We start from the raw sequence: 20,225 nt of genomic DNA, 5'->3' as shown, positions 1-20,225 counted from the left end.
TTATTTCAAATACGCAATCGGTTTTTGAACTTCAATTTTTGTTCCGTAGTATTTATCTTTGATGTAACGTTGAATGTCCTTTTTGTGATAAAGCTTGACTAACTTTTTGTATTTAGCATTATGGGCATTCTTTTTTGCTGTTGCCAGTATGTTAATATTTGAACGTGTACTTTGATCGATTTTTTCGTGGAAAATTGAATCTGTCAAAACATGTAAATGTCCTTCTAGCGCAACTGTATTGGAAATTAAAACAGCATCAACATCTTTTAAAACCCGCGGACCCGTTGTATCATCAATTTCTTTAAACTTTAAATTTTTTGGATTGCTTTTAATGTCGCTTACATTACCCAATGCACTAAAATTAGCCTTTAGTTTAATTAAACCTGCTGATTGCAACAACAATAAATCACGAGCAGTGTTGGCAGGATTATTTGCAATCGCGATTGTGGCGCCATCAGGAATTTGTGAAACTTTTTTATATTTCTTAGAATAAATTCCCATTGGTTCCAAGTATGTTGTGCCTAAAGCGGATAATTGTTGTTTTGGATGTTGTTTGTTATACGCTTCATAGTATGAATAAGATTGAAACGCATTAACATCAATGTTACCTTGCGCCGTGCCGTTATTCAGCTGGACACCATCAGTGACTTGCTGAACCTTTATCTTTAGACCCGCTTCTTTAGCATCATTACTTTTTGCAATGTGTTTCCAGATATCATAATCTGACCCCATTGAACCAACTGTAATTGTTGTTGTTTTTGCCTTAGCCGAATGACTTAACTGATGAACACCTAAAACTGCAACGACTAAAACAACGATAACACCTAAAACCCACCAAACACTTTTTTTCATGTCTAACTCCCCTTGCTCTTTTTAATGTCATATTTTGAGTACAACTTCAAGCCACATTCGTACTAACCCGCCAACACTATCTCTAAACTTCACTTAAGTTCACCTCTTTTAATGCTCTAAACGTTTAGCCAACCAATCACCGGCAAACTGAACAATAAATACCATAATTAAGATAATTAACATTGCCACAATGGTCACATCGTTTTCAAAACGGGCATAGCCAATACTGATGGCAATATCGCCTAAACCACCGGATCCAATTGCACCAGCCATCGTTGTGAGGCCAATTAAACTAATAATTGTCAAAATTGATGCGCGAATAATATCAGGCAAGCCTTCGCACAAATAAACACGAAAAATAATTTCTGTTGGACTTGAACCAGAAGCCTGTGCCGCCTCAATCACCCCCGGATCAATCTCAGTCAAAGCATTCTGAATTTGTCTAGCGTAAAACGGAAAGATTCCAATGATTAACGGTACTAAGGCAGCCGTTGTCCCGATTGTCGTTCCTACCAAATAACGCGTAAATGGGGCAATAACTGCCAATAGAATAATGAATGGGATCGAACGCAGTAAGTTCACTATCTTGTCTAACAACCCATATATGAAACTATCTTCTAAAATGCCACCTGGTTGACTTGCAATTAAAAAGATTCCTGTTGCTAATCCCAGTACACCAGCAATAACGGCAGAAACTAAGGTCATATAAACAGTTTCCCACGTTGCTTGTGCAAATTCAGATTGCATGTGAATTACATTTGGAAACCAACTTGCCATTAAGCTTGCACCTCTTTTTTATCTACTTTATTTAGCAACTTCACCCGAACTTGATTATCTTTTAAGAATTGAATGGCTTTTGTAATATTTTGATTTTCACCGGTTAAAACTAAAATCATAAATCCTAATGTTTCTTCATGAAGCTGTTCAACATTTGCAAACAAAATATTGCCATCAACGTCAAATTGCTTTGCTAAGGTTGAAATAATTGGTTGTTCTGTAGACTGACCAATGAAGTTCAATTGAACCAACTGTTGCTTTTGTGTAAGTTGCTGGAAGCTTGGGTTTTCTGTAACTTTTTCAACAGCAGGACCCACATTTGTCGCAATATTGATAAATTCTTGTGTTAGTTTCTTTTTAGGCGTTGAAAAGATCTCTTCAATGTCGCCACGTTCAACTATTTCACCCTTTTGCATAACAGCTACATGGTTACAAATTTCTTTAACTGCTTGCATCTCATGTGTAATTAAGACAATTGTTAATCCTAAAGTCTCATTGAGTTGTTTCAATAAATTCAAAATTGACAAAGTTGTTTTAGGATCTAACGCGCTGGTAGCTTCATCACTGATTAAAATATCAGGATTATTCGCTAACGCTCTCGCAATTGCCACTCGTTGTTTTTGACCGCCAGAAAGTTGACGCGGATAATCATTTTTGCGCTGTTCCAAACCAACCAATTTCAATAATTTTGTTGCACGTTTTGTGCGCTCGCTTTTAGATAACTTTGTTTTTAATAACGGATATTCGACATTTCCTAAAATGGTTCGTGATTTCATTAAATTGAAGTGTTGAAAAATCATGCCGATTTTCGTTCGTGCCTGCCGTAATTCAACTGGTTTCAACTGCAATAAATCTTGTTTATTAATATGAACTTCACCCGCAGTCGGTTTCTGCAAAAGATTAATCACACGTACCAAAGTACTTTTTCCAGCGCCTGAATAACCAACAATGCCGTAAATATCACCCTTTTCAACTTGCAAATCCACATTTTTAACGGCTTGAACTTGGTTCTCACCATCTTTAAACTCAACCGTTATTTTTTTTAAATCAATAATATTTTCAGTCATTCAATCACCCTCTTTGAAGTAAATAAAAAAGTTTCCGCCCCATGTCTTAATTAAAAGACTAGGGACGAAAACTTCGTGTTACCACCCATATTCGTGCTCCTTTTACAAACAGCACATCAACGATACGTATTTTTACAAATGCATATCTGGGATTATATCGTATCCTCACGTGTTTAAAGCTTGCACCTTAAACATTAGCTCAGAGCTCATCTTCAATCCCTACAACTGATTCCTTTTCACCAACCGGAATTCTCTAAACAATTGCTGGATTTACTCTTCTCTTCTCCGCATCACTATTTAATAATTGAATTCATTTTATCATCAAATTTTAATAAGTCAAGCTTACTTACAAAATGCGATATAATAAAGTTAATTATGTTGCCCTATTTAAACTCTATTGGCAACCAGCGGAGGTAACAAGCATGCAACAAACATTAGATGATTTTATTTGTACCTGGGCAAAAAATGGTTGTCCAGAAATTCGCGCTTATCATAAAAATGAATGGTGCCAACCTGCCCATGACGATCAATACATTTTTGAAATGATGAGTTTAGAAATCTTTCAGGCCGGTTTAAATTGGGAACTTGTTTTAAAAAAACGCCCTGCTTTTCAGAAAGCTTTTGCCAACTTTGATCTTCATAAAGTGGCGGCTATGACTAGTGCGGACACAGACCGTTTACTTCAAGATTCCAGTATTATTCGTAATCGACTAAAAATTCAGGATACCGTCCTTAATGCTAAGGCGTTTCTTGAAATTCAAAAAGAGTTCGGTAGCTTTGATCATTATATTTGGCAATTTGTAAACGATCGTCAGGTAAATAATCATATTCGAATTCCAGCAGAAATTCATTCAAAAACACCTTTATCCGAAAAAATAGCCAAAGATTTAAAAAAACATGGGTTTAAATTTATGGGACCGACAATCACTTATTCATTTATGCAGGCGATTGGACTCGTAAACGATCACGAAATTAGCTGCATGGATAATCCCGGCTAAGACAAGGAGTTGTTCTATGGCACAAGCAAAATACGTTGAAACAAGTGCAAATGGCCTTTTTTCTGGTGTTTATTTTATGGGACGCTGGGTTTCAAAGGTAATTGCAAATCAAAATGTGATGTACACCACTAACTTAGGGGCTGCGCTTTTACTAATGACAAAAAGTACTGACCATCTTAACCTAAAGTTTCTAAACACCATCCCCAATGCTAGATTTCAACCAGAAATTGCCATTTTTATTGATGATCAATCCGAGCTTCGATTGAAGGTCGATGAAGTACCTGATGAACTTCAATTTGAAACAAAAAAATCGCATCTAGTCCGAATTACCTTTGCCGGTAATTCAGACGCAGATGAGGTTTGGTTGCGTCAGCGAGGCTTAGCCATCAATGATATTTCGGTGCCTACTTCCGGAAAGATCATTGCTGTTAAACCAGCTGGAAAAACAATTGCCTTTATAGGAGATTCGATTACTGCCGGTTGTTGGGTTAAAAAACGAATTCCTTCTTCCGGATACGCTGCTGAACAGAATTATGCGGCGCAAACTGCCCGTAAACTTAACGCACAAGATATTAGAATTGCCTATAGCGCAGCTGGTTTACTTCGCTATGGAACAGGTGGCGTTCCTGCAGCTCCTCGCTTTGTAAAATATATCGACTTTGAAACCAAAGCACCCCAGTATAAACCTGACCAAGTAATCATTAATATCGGCACTAATGATCGTCGTTTTGACGGTAATCTTGTTCAAGAACAGTTTTTGAATTTTTTCAACGAGATCCATCAACTGTTTCCAAATGCCGCACTGAATGCCTTGATTCCTTTTAATCAAAGCTTTGCTACCGAACTGCAAGAACTGGCTACCCGTTTTCCTAAGCTCTTTTTCCTAATTGAAACAAGGGATTGGCCAATCACCTATACAGATGGTGTTCATCCTGATTTACATGGTTCTGAGGTCATTGCACAGCGACTCACTCAAGTTCTCATTCAACACTATGGAAAACCCTATTTTACAGTTTAGTCAGAGACCAATTCTTCTTTGGTTTCTGTCTTTTTTTCATTTACCGTATGTTTCAACCCAATTCCAGTAAATCCACTAAGAATTGAGAATATTGGCGATAAAATGCTAAAGAAGACGAATGGTAAGAAATGCAACGTTGAAACACCCAACGTATTGGCAGCAAAAGCCCCCGCAACTCCCCAAGGAATTAAGTAGTTGATAACTGTCCCGCCATCTTCTAATACACGGCTTAAGGCAAGATTGGCTAAACCTGTTTGATTGTATGCTTTCTTAAAAGCTTTTCCTGGCAGAATAACTGATAGGTATTGTTCACCGATAAAAATATTAACACCAATTCCAGAGAGAATTGTGGCCGTTACCATCTTTCCATCTGAATTTAGACGTTTTGTCAACGGAGTCATAACAGCCTGAATTAAGCCAAACTTCATTAAGAGGCCGCCTAGCGATAAAGTAAATACGATCAATGAAACAGTACCCATCATACTGCTAATTCCACCACGCGTTAGTAAAGCATCTACACTGGCATTGCCGGTTTTAGATACAAAACCACTTTCAATAATCGTGGCAATTTTGCTGACTTGTGTTTGAGGTTGTTCAATAAAGACCATTAAAACAGAAACAACGATGTTAATAAATAAAGTTGGAATGGCCGGAATTTTCTTCCAAGCACAGAAAAACATTAACGCAATCGGAATAATTGCCCAAAAATTAACACTAAAATGACTTTGTAAAATGGCAACCGTTTGATTAATTTTTCCGAGGTTAGCCGAAGAAGTCGCATGAAACCCAAGAATAGCGTAAAGAATTAATGAACCTAAAAAGGCTGGAATTGTTGACCACATAAGATTCTTAATATGATCAAACAAGTCAACTCCCACAACGGCAGAAGCCAGGTTAGTTGAATCCGACAATGGGGAAGATTTATCACCAAAAATAGCACCTGAAATAATGGCACCTGCAACCAATGCTGGATTAACCCCCATCGTCATTCCCATTCCAAAAAAGGCAATTCCAATCGTTGAAATAATGGTAAAGGCCGATCCAATTGAAGTTCCCACCAATGCACAAACAAAAAATACTGAAGGAACAAACCAAGTGACACTAATCATATGGAATCCCAACACCATCATTGAAGGAATAATTCCGGCCGCAATCCACGTGCTAATTAGCGCACCCACTAAGATAAAAATAAAAATTGGAATAATACCCGTTTGAATGCCTTCTTTGATTCCCTTATCAACATCTGACCAAGCAAAATGACGAGCGCGAGCCCAGAACGTGACCACGACCAAAACTAGTAAAACGGGAACCTGGGGCGACAAACCAAATTTAATAACTCCCAATCCCATAATGACCAGCATTCCTAGTAACACAATAACTGCTTCTTTAAAACTTACTTTATTTTCCATATTGCACCTCATTTTAGTTTTCTTAAAAATTTAAATTACACAATAATTTCTAAGTAAAGACTAATAACGAGGCATTCCCCCACATGTACGTTTTTCCATAATAACATTGCTCCTTTCAAACTTTAGACAATAAAAAAATCCCTGCTGTAATTTATACAACAGGGACGATAAAACCGTGGTACCACCCAAATTGAAAGCGTTCAAAACAAAAACGCTTTCCACTCACTAGATGGTAACGGCTCTAGTTATTATCCGTTCAATCGAAACTGTTTCATGGTATTTCATCTAAATTATCCTGATCGGTTCGCAGCAACCACCGACTTTCTGACACCCAGATAACTAGCTACTTAGTATGAAAGTTAACGTTGATTATTAAGTTGAATGAATCTTACCACGCAAAAAAAGCTGCGTCAACTAAAAATTAAAAATAAATTAGAGAATCGGGGATAATAATCTGGAAAAATATTGTTTAAACTTCAACCATGGCGACTGTTCATCGTACATCTTAGTAGTTTGTAAAGTTGATTTTCGAATGTCTGCCTTAAATATTTCTTCCAGTTTTTCAGCCACTTTTTCGTCATACAAAAATGTGTTGACCTCAAAATTAAGTTTGAAACTTCGAAAATCCATATTGGCCGAACCAACGGAGCCGATTTTACCATCCACAACCATGGTTTTGGCGTGTAAAAAACCAGCGTCATAATTGTAAATTTGAATGCCCCATTTAGCACACTGTCGTGCATAGTACTGCGTAGCTCGGTACACAAAGGCATGGTCTGGCATGTGTGGAATCATGATACGCACATCAATTCCAGATAGGGCCGCAACACATAAAGCATCAAGCACACTGTCATCCGGAATCAAATAGGGAGTTTGAATCCAAATCGATCGATGTGCAGAGTAAATCAACTTCAAATAACCCAATTTAATGGTTTCTGTATCAGAATCTGGTCCGCTCGAGACCACCTGCAAACTGGTATTACCATTAACTTTAGCCACTGGGAAATAAGTAGACCCTGGATCAAACACTTTATCAATCGTGTGTTCAGGTTCAGTGGCATTCCAATCACGAATAAAACGCGCCTGCAGACCATAAACACCAGAACCCGCAATCCGCATGTGGGTATCACGCCAATAACCAAACTTTTTCTTTCGTCCTAAATACTGATCACCGATATTGAAGCCGCCAGTATAAGCAACTTGTCCATCAATCACCACAATTTTTCTATGGTCTCTAAAGTTCAAACGAAAGTCCGTCACTGGCGAATGAGTGCCCAAGAATGGTGATGCATAACCACCGAGTTCACGAAGATGGTCAAAAAACTTATTTTTAGTTCCCATCGATCCCCAAGAATCCCAAATAACACGGACGTCAACACCCTCAGCTGCTTTTTTCTCTAGTAAGTGCAGCACATCATTTCCAATTTTGTCTGCATAAAAAGTATAAAATTCAATATGGATATGTTTTTTTGCGCGTTCAATATCTTGAAACATTTCGTGAAACAATTCTTTACCATCGGTAATCAATTTCACGCGATTACGATGACTCAAAAAGGCGGCATCCGCGTTCATAAACATGGTTGCCATGCCACTTGCGTCTTCAACAACTTTATCTGCTGCAGTATGATCACTGTTTAGCTCCTGTGTCTGTCGTGCTAAAACACGTTGCAATTCAATTTTAGTTTCTTTTTTTAATTGAAACATTTTGCCTTTAGGTAATTTTCGACCAGCAAATGCATAAAAAATAAAACCAACAACAGGAAGAAAAATGAGGACAAGTAACCAGGCCCAGGTTGCCGCAATATCTCGTTTTTCACGAAACACAGTGACAATTGCTGCCAGTGCATTAAGTGTAACAATGGTTTCTATGATAATATGTACCCAGTTCATAATTATCCCCCGTTAATTTATAGATTACTGTAACTCTAAAAGATTTAAGTTTGATTATATTGTAAAATAGGACGAAAAATCGTTTTCCTAATTTTATTCTACCCTTACCTTGTCTTATTTGAAACTACTTTTGTTTTTTACAGGCTGCGTATTAAAATTAAAAAAATAAAAGTAAAACTAGAAGAATAAGTCTTTCCAGCTTTACCTTTAATTTTGGACACAAAAAAACCGTTGCCGCGGCAACGGAAAATAAGTAACATGACCATATACATGGCCATCCATTCACTTTATGGGGGGAGTAAATGAAAAAGTTATTTATGTAGTTAATAATATTCACAAATTGTGAATATTTTGTGAACTTAACGTTTCAATTAAATTACAATTTTAAAAAAATATCATTGGAGTGAAATATGCAATGCAATCTGACAAAAAGATACTAGTTTTACCCGCTAAAACAGCAGATAATGCTCAATTGGCAAAAATTTATCTACATTCTCGGCAAGAAACCTTTGCTTGGGTTAAGCATCCCAACTTTTCTGACTTTGAACGTGACTCAAAAAATGAATTAATTTTAAAAGCTGTACTTAACAACAAAATTGTTGGCTTTATTAGTCTTTACCAACAAGATAATTTCATTCATCTTTTATTCATTGATCCTGCATATATGCATTTAGGTATCGGTGGTCAACTACTTGCCCAAATTAGGCAAATAGCAACCGATTTAGTCACTTTAAAGTGCGTTCGAAAAAATACGAATGCCCTTGCTTTCTATAAAGCACAAGGCTTTAAAATAATTGGCAAATCCTTGTGGGAATCGCCTGCGTACTACACCCTTCAGGACACCAAAAAAGAAGATTATCCACTTTATAAAGCGCAATAATCTTCTTTTTGTTTACTTCTTTGCCTGCACAAAAACACCATTTACAGTATCGCTATCCACCGTTCGTGCTGCATTAAACCCATAGAACGTCAGACCCTTATATTTCTTAGCTAGACCTTTTTTTAATTTAAATTGATAGGTTGCTGGAATTCCAGAAAGTTTCATTTTTAGTGTAACAACCGTTTGTTTTTGTTTATTAACACTTAACTTATACGTTCCTTGCCCAAATTTACTGATCCCTTTAGCCTTTTTAGCTGCCGCATAGGAAGCATAATATTTTTTAACGTTGTAAGCCCGAACGGTACCACCTTTAGTAAAGATAAAAGCTTCAATTCCAGAATTAGATTTGTACTTTAAATTTTTAGAAAAATACCATAGCTGGCTGCTGTTTCGAATTTGTTTACTAGGTGCAACCTTAGAAACTTTTGGTGTACTCACTTTTTTTACTGATCGACCCGTATCCATTCCAGATTGTGCACAACCAGTCAAAACTAAACTTAAACCTAAAATTGAAACGCCAACAAAGATCGCCAATTTTTTTAATTTTTTCATCATCCTCGCCCCCGTTCTAGCTGCTCATCTTTTATCTGAATTATACGTTGTTTTACGGTTTCTTGCTATCAAAATTAGTCGAGATCTTTAAATTCCGGTCGCGCTTTAGGCACTAAAAATTGTCCTGGAATCGCACCAACTCGTTTCGTTACTTTATTCCAATACCGCGGGATTAAATGAATATGACAGTGAAAAACACTTTGACCAGCTGCCGCACCAGAATTAATTGTGACATTGTATCCGTCGGGCTTAAATTTAGCATCTAACAGTTTTTTTGCATCTGCGACCATTTGTACCAATTCAAGCTTTTCTTCTCCTGTAACGTCCCAAATTTGCGTTACATGCCGTTTAGGAATAATCAGTAAATGTCCTTTGCTGACTGGATGAATATCCCAGAATGCAATTACGAGTTTACTCTCAAGTACATACTCTGAGGGTTGTTTTTGACAAAATACACAGTTCGGATCAAAATTCATAATTCCGCCTCCTTAGTACCTATATTGTACGCCCTATACAAAAAGAGATGTTACGATTTTTTAACTCGCACACCTCTTTTTAGAAACATTATAAAATTAATGTTTGTTTTTCTTTTTCTTAAACGAAATTCCCTCATACGTTAATTTAATTAAGCTTGGTAATAATACCGGGATGATAATAATCAAAATAATCAAGCCGATAATAACGACCAAAGCAACTTGAATTAACGTCAAAACTCCAGATGGAATCATCGCAGCGAAAGTCCCACTCAAGATAATCATCGCCGAAAGCACAACCGCACCAATAATTCCTGATGCCTCAAGAATTCTCTTGCTTGGTTTCAAGCTCTTGTTGAAATCACGATACTTCATCATTAAGAAGATACTGTAATCAACACCCAAAGCAATAATCATAATGAAACCAAAGAACGGTGTGTTCCAAGTAAGCATTGATTGACCCAAGAAGATATTACTAATTGCTTTTGTAATTCCTAATGAACCGTAATAAGCCAAGAGCAATGTCCCAATGATATAGAATGGCATCAAAATTGAACGAGTAACAAACATCAACGCAATCAAAATACCAACAATCATAATTGCAGCTGTTCTGGTAAAGTCACTTCCAGCAACCTTATTGATATCAGCTGTTTGTGCTGTTTGCCCACCAACTGCAACGGTTGCGTTCTTCAATGAAGTTCCTCGCAAGTCATTTTTAACTTGTTGTTGAATATCCTTAACCTTGGCCATTGAAGCCCCAGATGCAGGATTAGAATCAAGCACAATCGTTAACTTGGTTGCTTTACGATCCTCAGAATAGTAAGTCTTCAAAACTGGTTTAAATGATTTGCCATGAATTTGACTTGCTGGGATATAGAAGGTCTTCCCAACTGAGGAATTACCCATACCGTTAAGATAACTATTTGCCGTTGTCATTCCTGAACCAATTGTCTTCGTTCCATCGGCTGCTGTCTTCAAACCAGATTGAAGTTTAGTTACCTTACCAGATAAGCCTTTCAATGTGCTATACATTTGCTTTTGACCAGAAACTTCTTGGTCAAGACCACTAGTCAACGCTGGGGTTGATCCAGCCAAGGTACTTGCACCACTTGAAAGTTGATCAAGACTGGTTGTCAGTGTTCCCACACCACTAGTTAACTTACCAACACCACCAGTTAATTCACTACTCTTACCAGATAATGTTGAGGCTCCACTAGCTGCCAATTGAACGCTATTAGCATACTTGTTAAGACCACCATTTAACTTCGAAACACCATTTACTAAGGCTGAGTTCTTATTAACTTGTGTATTTAATTGTTCAACACCAGCTGTAAACTGTTTCAACTTAGAAATACTGCTTGAGGCACCCTTCAATTGTGTACCAAGGGCAGTTAACTGATTTAATTGAGATTCGCTAATGTTAGTTGAACTCATTAACGATTCAGCTTTACTCATAACTGTTTCAAGCTGTTTTAACTCATTAATTGTATTGGAATCAATGTTAACTGACTTCAATTTCTTTTCTAAGCTAGCCACTTGTGTCTTCACACTTGAAAGGCCACTTGAAAGGCCACTTAAAGTTTCACCAGTAGTTTTTTTAATCGTTTGTGCAGAAGCATCAGCTTTTTTAATTTGCGACTCAGCAGTTGCTAACTTATTTTTATCATCTGTACTCATTGTACTTTTATCAATACGAGACAATGTCTTCAAGGCTGCCTTATTTGAAGCATCTGCTTGAGCAGAGTCAGTTGCTGCAGAGGTTAAGGCACTTGAAACCTTATCCAAACTAGCAAACGAGCTGTTAACTGCCGACAAGTTCTCCTTAGCTGATTCTAATTTAGTCAGTAATGGTGCTAACTGTTCCAAACTATTAATTGCATTTTGAGATCGAGCCAGTTCTGATTTCAGCGAGTTGAGTTGTTTAACGCTACCAGAAAGACTACTCATTGCTGAATTACCAGCACTCAACGTCTGTTGCAAACCATCCAATTGACTATCAATTTGAACAGCATCTGAATTCAAAGTAGACACACCTGTTGAAAGTTTCTGAGCCGAAGTTAACAATTCCTGTGACCCATCAGTTAATTGACTGGAATTGCTATTTAACAAGCTAAGTCCCGAACTTAAAGTATTAACACCACCAGCATATTGATTTAAACCACTAATCAATGGTGACATTTGACTGCTCATGCTGGAAACGCCTGAAGAAATTTGCGAAGCACCACTAGATAATTTATTAGCACCTGCTGTTATCTTTAGTGATCCATTACGTAAAACTTCAGTACCGTTAATCAATTGTTGTACGCTGTTTAAGCCACTACTCATGTTAGTGCCGGCTAATTGGTCAGACGCACTTGTTAGTCCCTTACCAATTGTGTTTAGACCTGTGTGAGCCTTATCAATTCCGGTCGTAACTGTCTTGACTTGACCTTTAACGTATAACTTGCCAATTGCCGAACCACCTGGTTGAGTAGCCGATGCAACTGTTTTAATTCCTTTTTCTTTTTGAAGCTGTTTCGTAATTTGATCAACTAACTTCAAAGTCTCTTCATTATCTAATCGTTTGTTAGAACGAATATAAAGTGTGGAAGGTTCAGCAGTTCCGGCTGAGAAGTGCTTCTTAACCACATTAAAACCAATTTTTTCAGGTAAAGTATTACTTAATTCATCCAAGTTGTCATAATTAAGAGTTCCTGAACCAGTCACCACAAAAGGTACGGTCAAAAGTAATACTAATGCCAATGCAATAATTGGATGCAAGATTGATGAGTTAGCTAACGCGTGCCACATCTTACTTTGTGAATGTCCATCAAATTTCTTAGATGGCCAAAACATCTTTTTGCCCAGAACATGCATAAAGAATGGGTTCAGGGTTAAAAGAACCACAATCAAAACGGCAACTCCTAAAGCGACGCCAACTGATGATTTATAGATTGAGAACTTAGCCAAACCAAGCGCCAAGAATCCAATAAATACAGAAGAACCACTATAGAGAATCGTTCGTCCCGCAGTGTGCAGTGCCTTTTGACTAGCCGTATGTCGATCCTCACCCTTACTTAGTTGTTCTTTAAATTGATCATACAGCAAAATGTTATAGTCAGTTCCAATTCCGAATAGAACCACCACAATGAAAACTTGCGTAAAGTTTGAGAACGGGAAGTTAGCCCGTGAAACTAGATTTGTGACAATTGACAAAGTTGTAATAAACGATACACCAACTGTGAAAACAGAAATTAGTGGCACGATTGGTGATTGGAAAACCAAAATTAAAACAATGAAAATGAAAATTGCTGCAATAATTTCAGTTTTCTTTACGCCAGCCTGAGTGGCTTCCGAAAACTTCTCGTTTAAAATGTCACCACCAGTAATGTATGACTTCACATTAGGTGTCTTAACAGCCTTCGTTAGTTCCTTATCAATCGTCTTATAGGAACCATGACTTTTAGAAACTAGCACTTGAACAAGTTCCGTCGATTTATCTTTTGAGATTAATTGTTTACGTGTCTCTGCATTATCTGATGCAGCCTTAATGTCCTTAATCCCCAATTTCTTTTTGTTATCTCGCAGATAGTTAATCGTACTATTAATATTTTCTTTTTGATCTGCGGTTAATTTTTGATTGCCATTATTAAAAATTGCAACCACTTGCGTCGTATTCCCTTGTCCATATCCCCATTTGGACTGAATTCGATTTGCAATTTGGCTTTGTGCTGCACTAGGTATCTTGGTATCACCATGAGATCTTACTAATTGATCGATATTTGGCAAACTAAAAATACTAATTAAAATAATGCCAATCCAAACAATCAGCGCAATTCCGTGGTTTTTCACAAGCTTTTGCATGTTTATCTCCTTTCAATGTCCAGTTTAATATACAAGAGGATATTATAAGCGTTCCGAAAATAAATGTAAACAATTTTCTTTTATTTTCATTTAATATTTTTTAGTTATGCTATGAGCTATTTTGCAAAAAAGGCAGAAGTTTGAGGAAATTTGCTTTCCTTAACTTCTGCCTTCCGCTCTAAAAGAACAGCTTTTTTTCATTTTATGACGCAACTAAAACATGTTTTGTCAATTTTAACTACATCAATGGATCCCAAACTGGTAATGGTTCTGGCTTTGAATCTGCAATCTTCAACTGATCAGCCGTCAAATACTTACGATGAACCACAACTTCATAAACATAGTTTTCAAACCAATCATCGGTCATGGCAAAATAGCCTTTATCGCCATTTTTGTCACCCCAACTGTTTTCTACTTTCCACTTGGTAGCTTTATCATCAACCACATCGACACCAGTAAACGTCATGGCATGTGAAACTTGTGCTTGACCATATAGGAAGCGTTCTGCTTTGCTTAAGCTCAAATCAACGTCAAAAAGTGCATCCGTTTGATAAAGTTTGCTGTCCAATAAACCGTCCTTACGGTCCATTTGTTCCAAAACATCATTACCAAACCAAACTGTCTCACCGTCTTTAAGTTGGGCAATGGCTGCCTTACGTAACACATCCATTTCAACATTTAACAGTGTAATTTTCTTACCACCCACAATGTTATCTTCGGCTGGCAAACTATATAGTTTATTAAATGGTTGGTACGGCGCATTAGTTACCACCACATAATCATCCAAATCAACACCAATATATTTATCATAAAACGCTTTTGGTGTCAGATCGGCATCGCGATGATACTTTTTCTTGTCATCGCGATATTCAAAATCAAATTTAACTGGTGGTTCACCCACAGCAATCGCAGTCATTCGATAAACTTCACCTAGTAACTGATCACGTTTAGCGTTCAATTGACCTTCAGAAGCACCATTTGCCACTAACTCACGTAATTCAATTGCATCCTTACGTAGTTTAAGGTCCAGTGCACTTGCGAATCCAGTTGTATCATTTGTGTTAAAAGTTTCTGGCATCACAGATGATGGAACGACACCATATTTTTGAACTAAGCCAGCAGCCATTGCCCACTGACCACCGTCATCTCCAGGTCCTGCTAAATAAAATTCAACTTCACGATCATTAGCTGGTTTATCTGCGGTACGAATAATATTTTCATAAAAAATATTTGCTCGTTCAACTTTATCCCAGAAATACGAATAGGCTTGTGAAAGTTCGAAATCTTTCACATCATGTTTATCTGCAAATTGGTGCCGAAGTGTATTTAACAAAGAAAATAACCAGCAGCGGCCACTGTGTAACTGATTAGTTACCTTACCTGTATCGATCTCAATCGAAAAAGTACGATCCAAACGAACCTTGGCTGCAATGTCTTCGCTAGCATTTAAAACACCATTTTTTGTTGCTGCTCTTTGAACAACTGCATTACGATTACCGTCATTAAAAACTTTTCGAAACTTTGTTACATTCTCTTGTGAAACTTCTTTTCCCATAGGGCACCTCCAAAAAATACGAATCTTAAATAAGAATAAGTTAATCATATTCTAATACTTTTCCAATAAATAGCAAACTACAAATAAGAGCGTCGCAGAATTTTTATTCCACAACGCTTAGTCTATAATTTTAATAATCACCAGTACGATCATTTACATTCTTTTTAGCTGTAGTGCTACCCCAGAATGGTACCTTAACGACACCCATAACTTCACTTTTCTTAACGAAGCCCCAATAACGACTATCATTGGAAACACTTCGGTGGTCGCCTAATACAAAGTACTCACCAGCCGGAACTGTTTCAGATTTATTTCCCCAGCCACGTGCTTTGGCCACCGATGCTAAGTTCCAATTAGTCGCTTCAGCACCGATTTCTGTTCCCGTTTTCCGTTCATAGGAACTGATAAACTTCTGTGGAACCAATTTATTGTTTACATAAAGATTACCATCTTTGTATGAGATTTTGTCACCTGGCATGCCAATCACACGTTTGACATATTCAGTACCCGGAGTCGCCTGTGGGTCTGCACCATATGCATCAAAAACAATCACACTTAGATGCTTGATTTTATCCTGTTTAAAAACAAAGACACGTTCATTATTCACTAAGTTAGGCTCCATCGATGTCCCGTCAACACGGACAATTTCAAACAAAAAACTTCTAACTAGTAAAGCAATTGCTAAACCAATTAGAATTGGCACTACCCAACTCAAAATACTTTTTATAGTTTTCATGAAAACTCCTCGATTAACTTATTTATATTCTCATTTTAGTGCAAAGTCCTTGAAAAATCTCGTTTAAAGTTCAAACCTATATAAATTCTTCATAATTTCCTGTGCTACAATAATCGCGAGGTGATTTAGATGAAAAAATTCTTATTAAAAACTGGTATGTTAGCAATTGGTGCCATTGGTATCCATAAAATTCCTCGACCTGTTAAAGCCTTTGTTCTTGGTAATTTACCAGCTTATCAACCAGCAACTGAAACGTTAAATCCCAGCTCATTATTATATGGTAAACGAATCGCTTTTTTAGGTTCTTCCATCACGTATGGTGCTGCAGCAAAAGGTAAATCTTTTGTTGAGTATTTGCAAACAAAAGATGGTATTATTCCCACCAAATCAGCAATTAGTGGCACCACTTTAGCTGGTTTAGAACCCAAAACTTATTCAAGTCGTCTTCGAACAGACTTTAATGTAAAAAGACACTATGATCTTTTCGTTTGTCAATTATCAACCAATGATGAACGTGCCCATAAAGCATTAGGTCACATCACACCGTCATCACAAAAGAACGATTTTGATCGTCAAACCACCATTGGCGCCATTGAAGATACTTTGTCCTATGTGCAAGCCCATTTTGATTGCCCAGTTGTTTTTTACACTTGTGTTCGAAAACCAGATACAGATTACGAACAACTAATTAAAAAGTTGTATCAATTACAGAAGAAATGGCAGTTTTCCATTCTGGATCTCTGGGCCAATCCAACCTTACATCATTTAAATAAATCTAACCCATACCTTATGATGGATGATGCGCATCCCACTCAAATGGGTTACAAACAAGTTTGGACGCCGCTTTTTGAAGCTCACTTAACTAAAATACTGGCTAATAACTAACCTGAAATACAGACTGTCATCAAAGCTAATCTTGTGACAGTCTTTTTTGATGCCGAACCAAACCAATTAACAAAACAAGTGCCACCACAATCATTCCTAAAGCAAACCAATAGCTAAAATGCATTCCAGATATAAACCACGCTGGGTTGTGATTAGGATAGGTTGTAATGTGTTGTCCTGCCTTTTGACTAATGCCTAGATAAAGTAACGAAGTTGAAAGGGAAAGCCCAGTAGCCATCCCTAAATTTCGAGCCAGCGCCGCAATTGATCCGGCAATTCCTTGAAATTGCTTACCCGCATTTCCCATGATCATCGGATTATTCTGAAACGTTCCGTTTGCCAAACCAAATAACATAAGACCAGCAATTAACCAAATTATTCCCCAACTAGGGGTGATAAACATAAAAATTAATTCCGGAATTAAAAAGATAACCAGTGCAATTAGGGAAATTTTTTCAGCACCAATGCGATCTCCAATCATGCCGCCAATTGGAGCTGAGAAAATATTCAGTAACGGAATAGACATTAAAATTAAACCCGCAATAGCTGATGAATATTGAAGTGTTTCCTGCAAATAATAAGGCATAATCATGTTGTTAAAATAACCAACTGCGTAGACCAGCATTGCAGAAATAATCCCAATTGAAAATCCCGCATTTTTAAAAATATGTAAATTTAAAAGTGGATTTTGCGTATGGTTCTCGCGAAAAATAAACATTGCAATTAAAATAGCTGTCGATAAAAACAAGAGTATAATTTCAGGCTTAACAAAGCCAATCTCCTGACCCCAGTAAATAGCCACAAAGAAACTTACAACTGCCAATGCATACACCAAATAACCAATAAAATCGATTTGAACTTTTTGATGTGTAGGTAATTCTTTTGGAAAAATCTTGTAACCAAATGCAAACGCAATTAGCCCAATTGGTACGTTAATGAAGAAAATAAAGTGCCAAGAAAGAACGGCTAGAATTAAACCACCTAATCCTGGTCCCATAATATTACCAACTTGAACAAATGAACTATTAACTCCTAGCGCCACACCATGACGACTTCGGGGAAAAATCTGAGTAATAATGCCAAAATTAGTGGCCATTGTCATAGATGCGCCTACTGCTTGAACAATTCGTGCAGCTAACATTAGCGGCAACGTTGTACTTAATCCACAGCCTAATGATCCCGCCACAAAGATTAACGTTCCAATTTTAAAAATCTTGATTCTTCCAATTTGATCGGATAATTTACCAAAAAATATTAAGAGGACACAAATAAGCACCAAGTAAACCGAAACCACCCACTCAGCTTCGTTCATTGGTACACGGAGATCATGTGAAAGCTTAGGAACTGCAATATTAACAATGCTGGCATCGATTGTCGACATAAACGACACCATTGAAGTGGCTAAAAGTAAGGTCCACTGTGAGTTTTGTTTCATCATCTATTCACCTGTATCCTTATAAACTAGCAATAGTTTACCACTTAAAATAACCGCAAAACACTATTCCAACTGTGGAAACGTTTTAGCGGTAATTTTTTAAATTTCTAAGATAAATTAAAATTCAAAGCCATATAAAAAAGCAGAACTAACGAATATCTTCGTTGATTCGGCCTTTGTTTACCAATTTAATCTTAGTAACTAAAGATTGAAAGTATCAAAATCACTTCAATAACCGCTGTTAAACGACTCAATCTTCAAAAATAGTCTAACTGCCGGCCTGCGGCTCACCTGGTCTGGAACAGGGTGGGCACGATTTGAAGCCAAGAAGTACACTTGTCTTCAAACTCGGCCTTATTCTAAGTAATAAATTACTAAGAATAATTTCACCCCTGAGACCAATTACCTCCGGACTAAGAATGTTTGATACTTCGTACGATGTCGATTCTTGTGGCCAAGACCGCCGCAAGAACTTGCACTACGTTCCAGCCCAAATTTGCTGGAAGACGGCAGTTTAATCTAATTTTGTTATCATGAACGCTTTTATATCAGTTAACGAGATGTGTTTTTGTAGTTTCAACCTTTAATTAGTAGTCTGCCGTTCGTTTATTTACATTTTCCTTAGCACTTGTGCTGCCCCAAAACGGAACTTTTACAACACCCATAACTTTATCCTTCTTAACAAACCCCCAGTAACGACTGTCATTGGAGACATAACGATGATCACCCAAAACAAAATACTCTCCCGCAGGAACAGTCTTCGGTTTGTCGCCCCATCCTCGCGTTTTAGCAACTGATGCTAAATTCCACCGCATCGCTTTTGCTCCACGAGCCGTTCCAACCGTCCGCTCATAGTTACTGATAAAGCGTTGTGGAACCAGTTTTCCATTTACATACAAATTGCCATCCCTATAGGAAACCTTATCGCCTGGCATACCAATCACTCGTTTAACATAATACATCTTAGTAGTCACTCTAGGATCCTCACCATGTGCATCAAACACAATCACACTTAGATGCTTGATTCTTTCTTGTCTGAACGCAAGAACACGCTCATTATTAGTGAGGTTAGGTGTCATTGATGACCCATCTACACGCACAACTTGAAATAAGTAACTTCTTACCAGAAAAGCAATTGCCAATCCAATTACAACTGGAATTACCCAACTTAAAATGCTCTTAATTGTTTTCATAAAATACTCCCCCACTAATTTCTCATAAACTCATTGTATCGCAAATCATTCTGTAGAACTTACGCTACTAGTTCTTTGTACTGAAAAACTATTTTATTTCAAAACTCTTAACCGGTTACGCACAGTTTTTCACCACTTATACAAAAAGTATTTCTTTTCACGCTTAAAAGGAGTCTAATAATATCAAAGCCAAACAAAGGAGATGACGGAAATGAAAGTTAGATTAGAAATTGATAACACCCTACAAGAACCAGAAGTTATCATAAAGGCTTCTAATCATGATCCAAATGTTGAACACATTAAAAAACTATTAGAAAACAGTTCTCACTCTGACACCCTTACCTGCTATCAGGGTGCAACCGAATATTTTTTAAAGCTAGACAACATTCTTTTCATTGAAACCGCCGACCGCCGATTACAAGTACATACCAAAGATGACATATACATTAGTAAAAATCATCTTTATGAATTAGCAGACAGCCTGCCAGGTTCCTTTTTACAAGTATCAAAGTCAGCACTTGTCAATTTATATCAGGTTAATGCGCTGACCAAGTCAATTTCAAATTGTCTTATATCTTTTCGAAACTCACATAAACAAATATACGCATCACGCCGTTATTACAAACAACTTCAAGAACGATTAAATGAAATGAGGTAACTAT

General features: G+C 37.2%; 17 protein-coding genes. 5 read left to right on the top strand and 12 right to left on the bottom strand.

Annotation, left to right across the window (positions count from 1 at the left end):
* From AB3219_RS03455 to AB3219_RS03445, 3 genes are all read right to left on the bottom strand, one after another.
* Positions 1-852: a MetQ/NlpA family ABC transporter substrate-binding protein gene (locus AB3219_RS03455; protein ID WP_057807327.1), complete on the bottom strand. Its 852-nt coding sequence runs from the start codon at positions 850-852 to the stop codon at positions 1-3.
* A 108-nt stretch (positions 853-960) separates the two neighbouring features.
* Entirely contained in the window at positions 961-1,629 is a 669-nt protein-coding gene (locus AB3219_RS03450) for a methionine ABC transporter permease (RefSeq protein WP_216754016.1), read from the bottom strand.
* Positions 1,629-2,696 carry a methionine ABC transporter ATP-binding protein gene (locus tag AB3219_RS03445; protein WP_216754015.1) on the bottom strand — a complete coding sequence of 356 codons (1,068 nt, stop codon included), beginning with the start codon at positions 2,694-2,696 and terminating at the stop codon, positions 1,629-1,631. Before AB3219_RS03445 ends, AB3219_RS03450 begins: the two co-directional genes overlap by 1 nt.
* 422 nt (positions 2,697-3,118) lie before the next feature.
* Here AB3219_RS03445 and AB3219_RS03440 point away from each other — a divergent pair, with 422 nt between their 5' ends.
* Together AB3219_RS03440 and AB3219_RS03435 are read left to right on the top strand one after the other, a co-directional pair.
* The gene (locus tag AB3219_RS03440) at positions 3,119-3,694 is read left to right on the top strand and encodes a DNA-3-methyladenine glycosylase I (protein WP_216754014.1); all 576 of its coding nucleotides are present in this window, start codon (positions 3,119-3,121) and stop codon (positions 3,692-3,694) included.
* Positions 3,695-3,710: 16 nt separating this feature from the next.
* Positions 3,711-4,712: an SGNH/GDSL hydrolase family protein gene (locus AB3219_RS03435; protein ID WP_263749682.1), complete on the top strand. Its 1,002-nt coding sequence runs from the start codon at positions 3,711-3,713 to the stop codon at positions 4,710-4,712.
* Here the strand turns inward: AB3219_RS03435 and nhaC are convergent.
* Positions 4,709-6,121: a Na+/H+ antiporter NhaC gene (gene nhaC, locus AB3219_RS03430; protein ID WP_216754012.1), complete on the bottom strand. Its 1,413-nt coding sequence runs from the start codon at positions 6,119-6,121 to the stop codon at positions 4,709-4,711. The genes AB3219_RS03435 and nhaC overlap by 4 nt on opposite strands.
* 432 nt (positions 6,122-6,553) lie before the next feature.
* Positions 6,554-8,011 carry a cardiolipin synthase gene (gene cls / locus AB3219_RS03425; RefSeq protein WP_216754011.1) on the bottom strand — a complete coding sequence of 486 codons (1,458 nt, stop codon included), beginning with the start codon at positions 8,009-8,011 and terminating at the stop codon, positions 6,554-6,556.
* A 415-nt stretch (positions 8,012-8,426) separates the two neighbouring features.
* On the opposite strand from cls, the gene AB3219_RS03420 reads away from it, so the two are divergent.
* Complete coding sequence (locus AB3219_RS03420) at positions 8,427-8,891, top strand: N-acetyltransferase (RefSeq protein ID WP_216754010.1); 465 nt, start codon at positions 8,427-8,429, stop codon at positions 8,889-8,891.
* Positions 8,892-8,903: 12 nt separating this feature from the next.
* Here AB3219_RS03420 and AB3219_RS03415 read toward each other — a convergent pair whose 3' ends face one another.
* The 5 genes from AB3219_RS03415 to lepB (AB3219_RS03395) all read right to left on the bottom strand — a co-directional run bounded on the left by AB3219_RS03415 (position 8,904) and on the right by lepB (AB3219_RS03395) (position 16,050).
* Positions 8,904-9,443 (bottom strand): hypothetical protein, encoded by a 540-nt coding sequence (locus AB3219_RS03415; RefSeq protein ID WP_216754009.1) that lies wholly within the window; start codon positions 9,441-9,443, stop codon positions 8,904-8,906.
* Positions 9,444-9,517: 74 nt separating this feature from the next.
* Complete coding sequence (locus AB3219_RS03410) at positions 9,518-9,919, bottom strand: HIT family protein (RefSeq protein ID WP_216754008.1); 402 nt, start codon at positions 9,917-9,919, stop codon at positions 9,518-9,520.
* Between the two features lie 96 nt (positions 9,920-10,015).
* Positions 10,016-13,759, bottom strand: a complete 3,744-nt coding sequence (locus AB3219_RS03405) for an MMPL family transporter (protein ID WP_260365458.1) — start codon at positions 13,757-13,759, stop codon at positions 10,016-10,018.
* Positions 13,760-13,997: 238 nt separating this feature from the next.
* Complete coding sequence (locus AB3219_RS03400; protein ID WP_260365459.1) at positions 13,998-15,314, bottom strand: C1 family peptidase; 1,317 nt, start codon at positions 15,312-15,314, stop codon at positions 13,998-14,000.
* Positions 15,315-15,444: 130 nt separating this feature from the next.
* Entirely contained in the window at positions 15,445-16,050 is a 606-nt protein-coding gene (gene lepB / locus AB3219_RS03395; RefSeq protein ID WP_216754005.1) for a signal peptidase I, read from the bottom strand.
* Positions 16,051-16,179: 129 nt separating this feature from the next.
* Between lepB (AB3219_RS03395) and AB3219_RS03390 the strand changes: the two genes are divergently transcribed.
* Entirely contained in the window at positions 16,180-16,935 is a 756-nt protein-coding gene (locus AB3219_RS03390) for an SGNH/GDSL hydrolase family protein (RefSeq protein WP_216754004.1), read from the top strand.
* A gap of 25 nt (positions 16,936-16,960) precedes the next feature.
* Here AB3219_RS03390 and AB3219_RS03385 read toward each other — a convergent pair whose 3' ends face one another.
* On the bottom strand, positions 16,961-18,370 hold the full coding sequence (locus tag AB3219_RS03385; protein ID WP_263749680.1) for an MFS transporter: 1,410 nt from the start codon (positions 18,368-18,370) through the stop codon (positions 16,961-16,963).
* A gap of 587 nt (positions 18,371-18,957) precedes the next feature.
* Positions 18,958-19,563 (bottom strand): signal peptidase I, encoded by a 606-nt coding sequence (gene lepB / locus AB3219_RS03380; RefSeq protein WP_263749613.1) that lies wholly within the window; start codon positions 19,561-19,563, stop codon positions 18,958-18,960.
* Positions 19,564-19,774: 211 nt separating this feature from the next.
* On the opposite strand from lepB (AB3219_RS03380), the gene AB3219_RS03375 reads away from it, so the two are divergent.
* Complete coding sequence (locus AB3219_RS03375) at positions 19,775-20,221, top strand: LytTR family DNA-binding domain-containing protein (protein WP_216754001.1); 447 nt, start codon at positions 19,775-19,777, stop codon at positions 20,219-20,221.
* Positions 20,222-20,225: the final 4 nt, after the last annotated feature.

It is taken from the genome of Pediococcus ethanolidurans (assembly GCF_964062635.1).
Taxonomy (GTDB): Bacteria; Bacillota; Bacilli; order Lactobacillales; family Lactobacillaceae; genus Pediococcus; species Pediococcus ethanolidurans.
This window is presented reverse-complemented; position numbering and strand designations above follow the sequence as displayed.

Bases quoted from the DNA above. Each gene is read 5' to 3' on its own strand.
- AB3219_RS03455 (WP_057807327.1), bottom strand. From the start codon at position 852: ATGAAAAAAAGTGTTTGGTGGGTTTTAGGTGTTATCGTTGTTTTAGTC.
- AB3219_RS03450 (WP_216754016.1), bottom strand. From the start codon at position 1,629: ATGGCAAGTTGGTTTCCAAATGTAATTCACATGCAATCTGAATTTGCA.
- AB3219_RS03445 (WP_216754015.1), bottom strand. From the start codon at position 2,696: ATGACTGAAAATATTATTGATTTAAAAAAAATAACGGTTGAGTTTAAA.
- AB3219_RS03440 (WP_216754014.1), top strand. From the start codon at position 3,119: ATGCAACAAACATTAGATGATTTTATTTGTACCTGGGCAAAAAATGGT.
- AB3219_RS03435 (WP_263749682.1), top strand. From the start codon at position 3,711: ATGGCACAAGCAAAATACGTTGAAACAAGTGCAAATGGCCTTTTTTCT.
- nhaC (WP_216754012.1), bottom strand. From the start codon at position 6,121: ATGGAAAATAAAGTAAGTTTTAAAGAAGCAGTTATTGTGTTACTAGGA.
- cls (WP_216754011.1), bottom strand. From the start codon at position 8,011: ATGAACTGGGTACATATTATCATAGAAACCATTGTTACACTTAATGCA.
- AB3219_RS03420 (WP_216754010.1), top strand. From the start codon at position 8,427: ATGCAATCTGACAAAAAGATACTAGTTTTACCCGCTAAAACAGCAGAT.
- AB3219_RS03415 (WP_216754009.1), bottom strand. From the start codon at position 9,443: ATGAAAAAATTAAAAAAATTGGCGATCTTTGTTGGCGTTTCAATTTTA.
- AB3219_RS03410 (WP_216754008.1), bottom strand. From the start codon at position 9,919: ATGAATTTTGATCCGAACTGTGTATTTTGTCAAAAACAACCCTCAGAG.
- AB3219_RS03405 (WP_260365458.1), bottom strand. From the start codon at position 13,759: ATGCAAAAGCTTGTGAAAAACCACGGAATTGCGCTGATTGTTTGGATT.
- AB3219_RS03400 (WP_260365459.1), bottom strand. From the start codon at position 15,314: ATGGGAAAAGAAGTTTCACAAGAGAATGTAACAAAGTTTCGAAAAGTT.
- lepB (WP_216754005.1), bottom strand. From the start codon at position 16,050: ATGAAAACTATAAAAAGTATTTTGAGTTGGGTAGTGCCAATTCTAATT.
- AB3219_RS03390 (WP_216754004.1), top strand. From the start codon at position 16,180: ATGAAAAAATTCTTATTAAAAACTGGTATGTTAGCAATTGGTGCCATT.
- AB3219_RS03385 (WP_263749680.1), bottom strand. From the start codon at position 18,370: ATGAAACAAAACTCACAGTGGACCTTACTTTTAGCCACTTCAATGGTG.
- lepB (WP_263749613.1), bottom strand. From the start codon at position 19,563: ATGAAAACAATTAAGAGCATTTTAAGTTGGGTAATTCCAGTTGTAATT.
- AB3219_RS03375 (WP_216754001.1), top strand. From the start codon at position 19,775: ATGAAAGTTAGATTAGAAATTGATAACACCCTACAAGAACCAGAAGTT.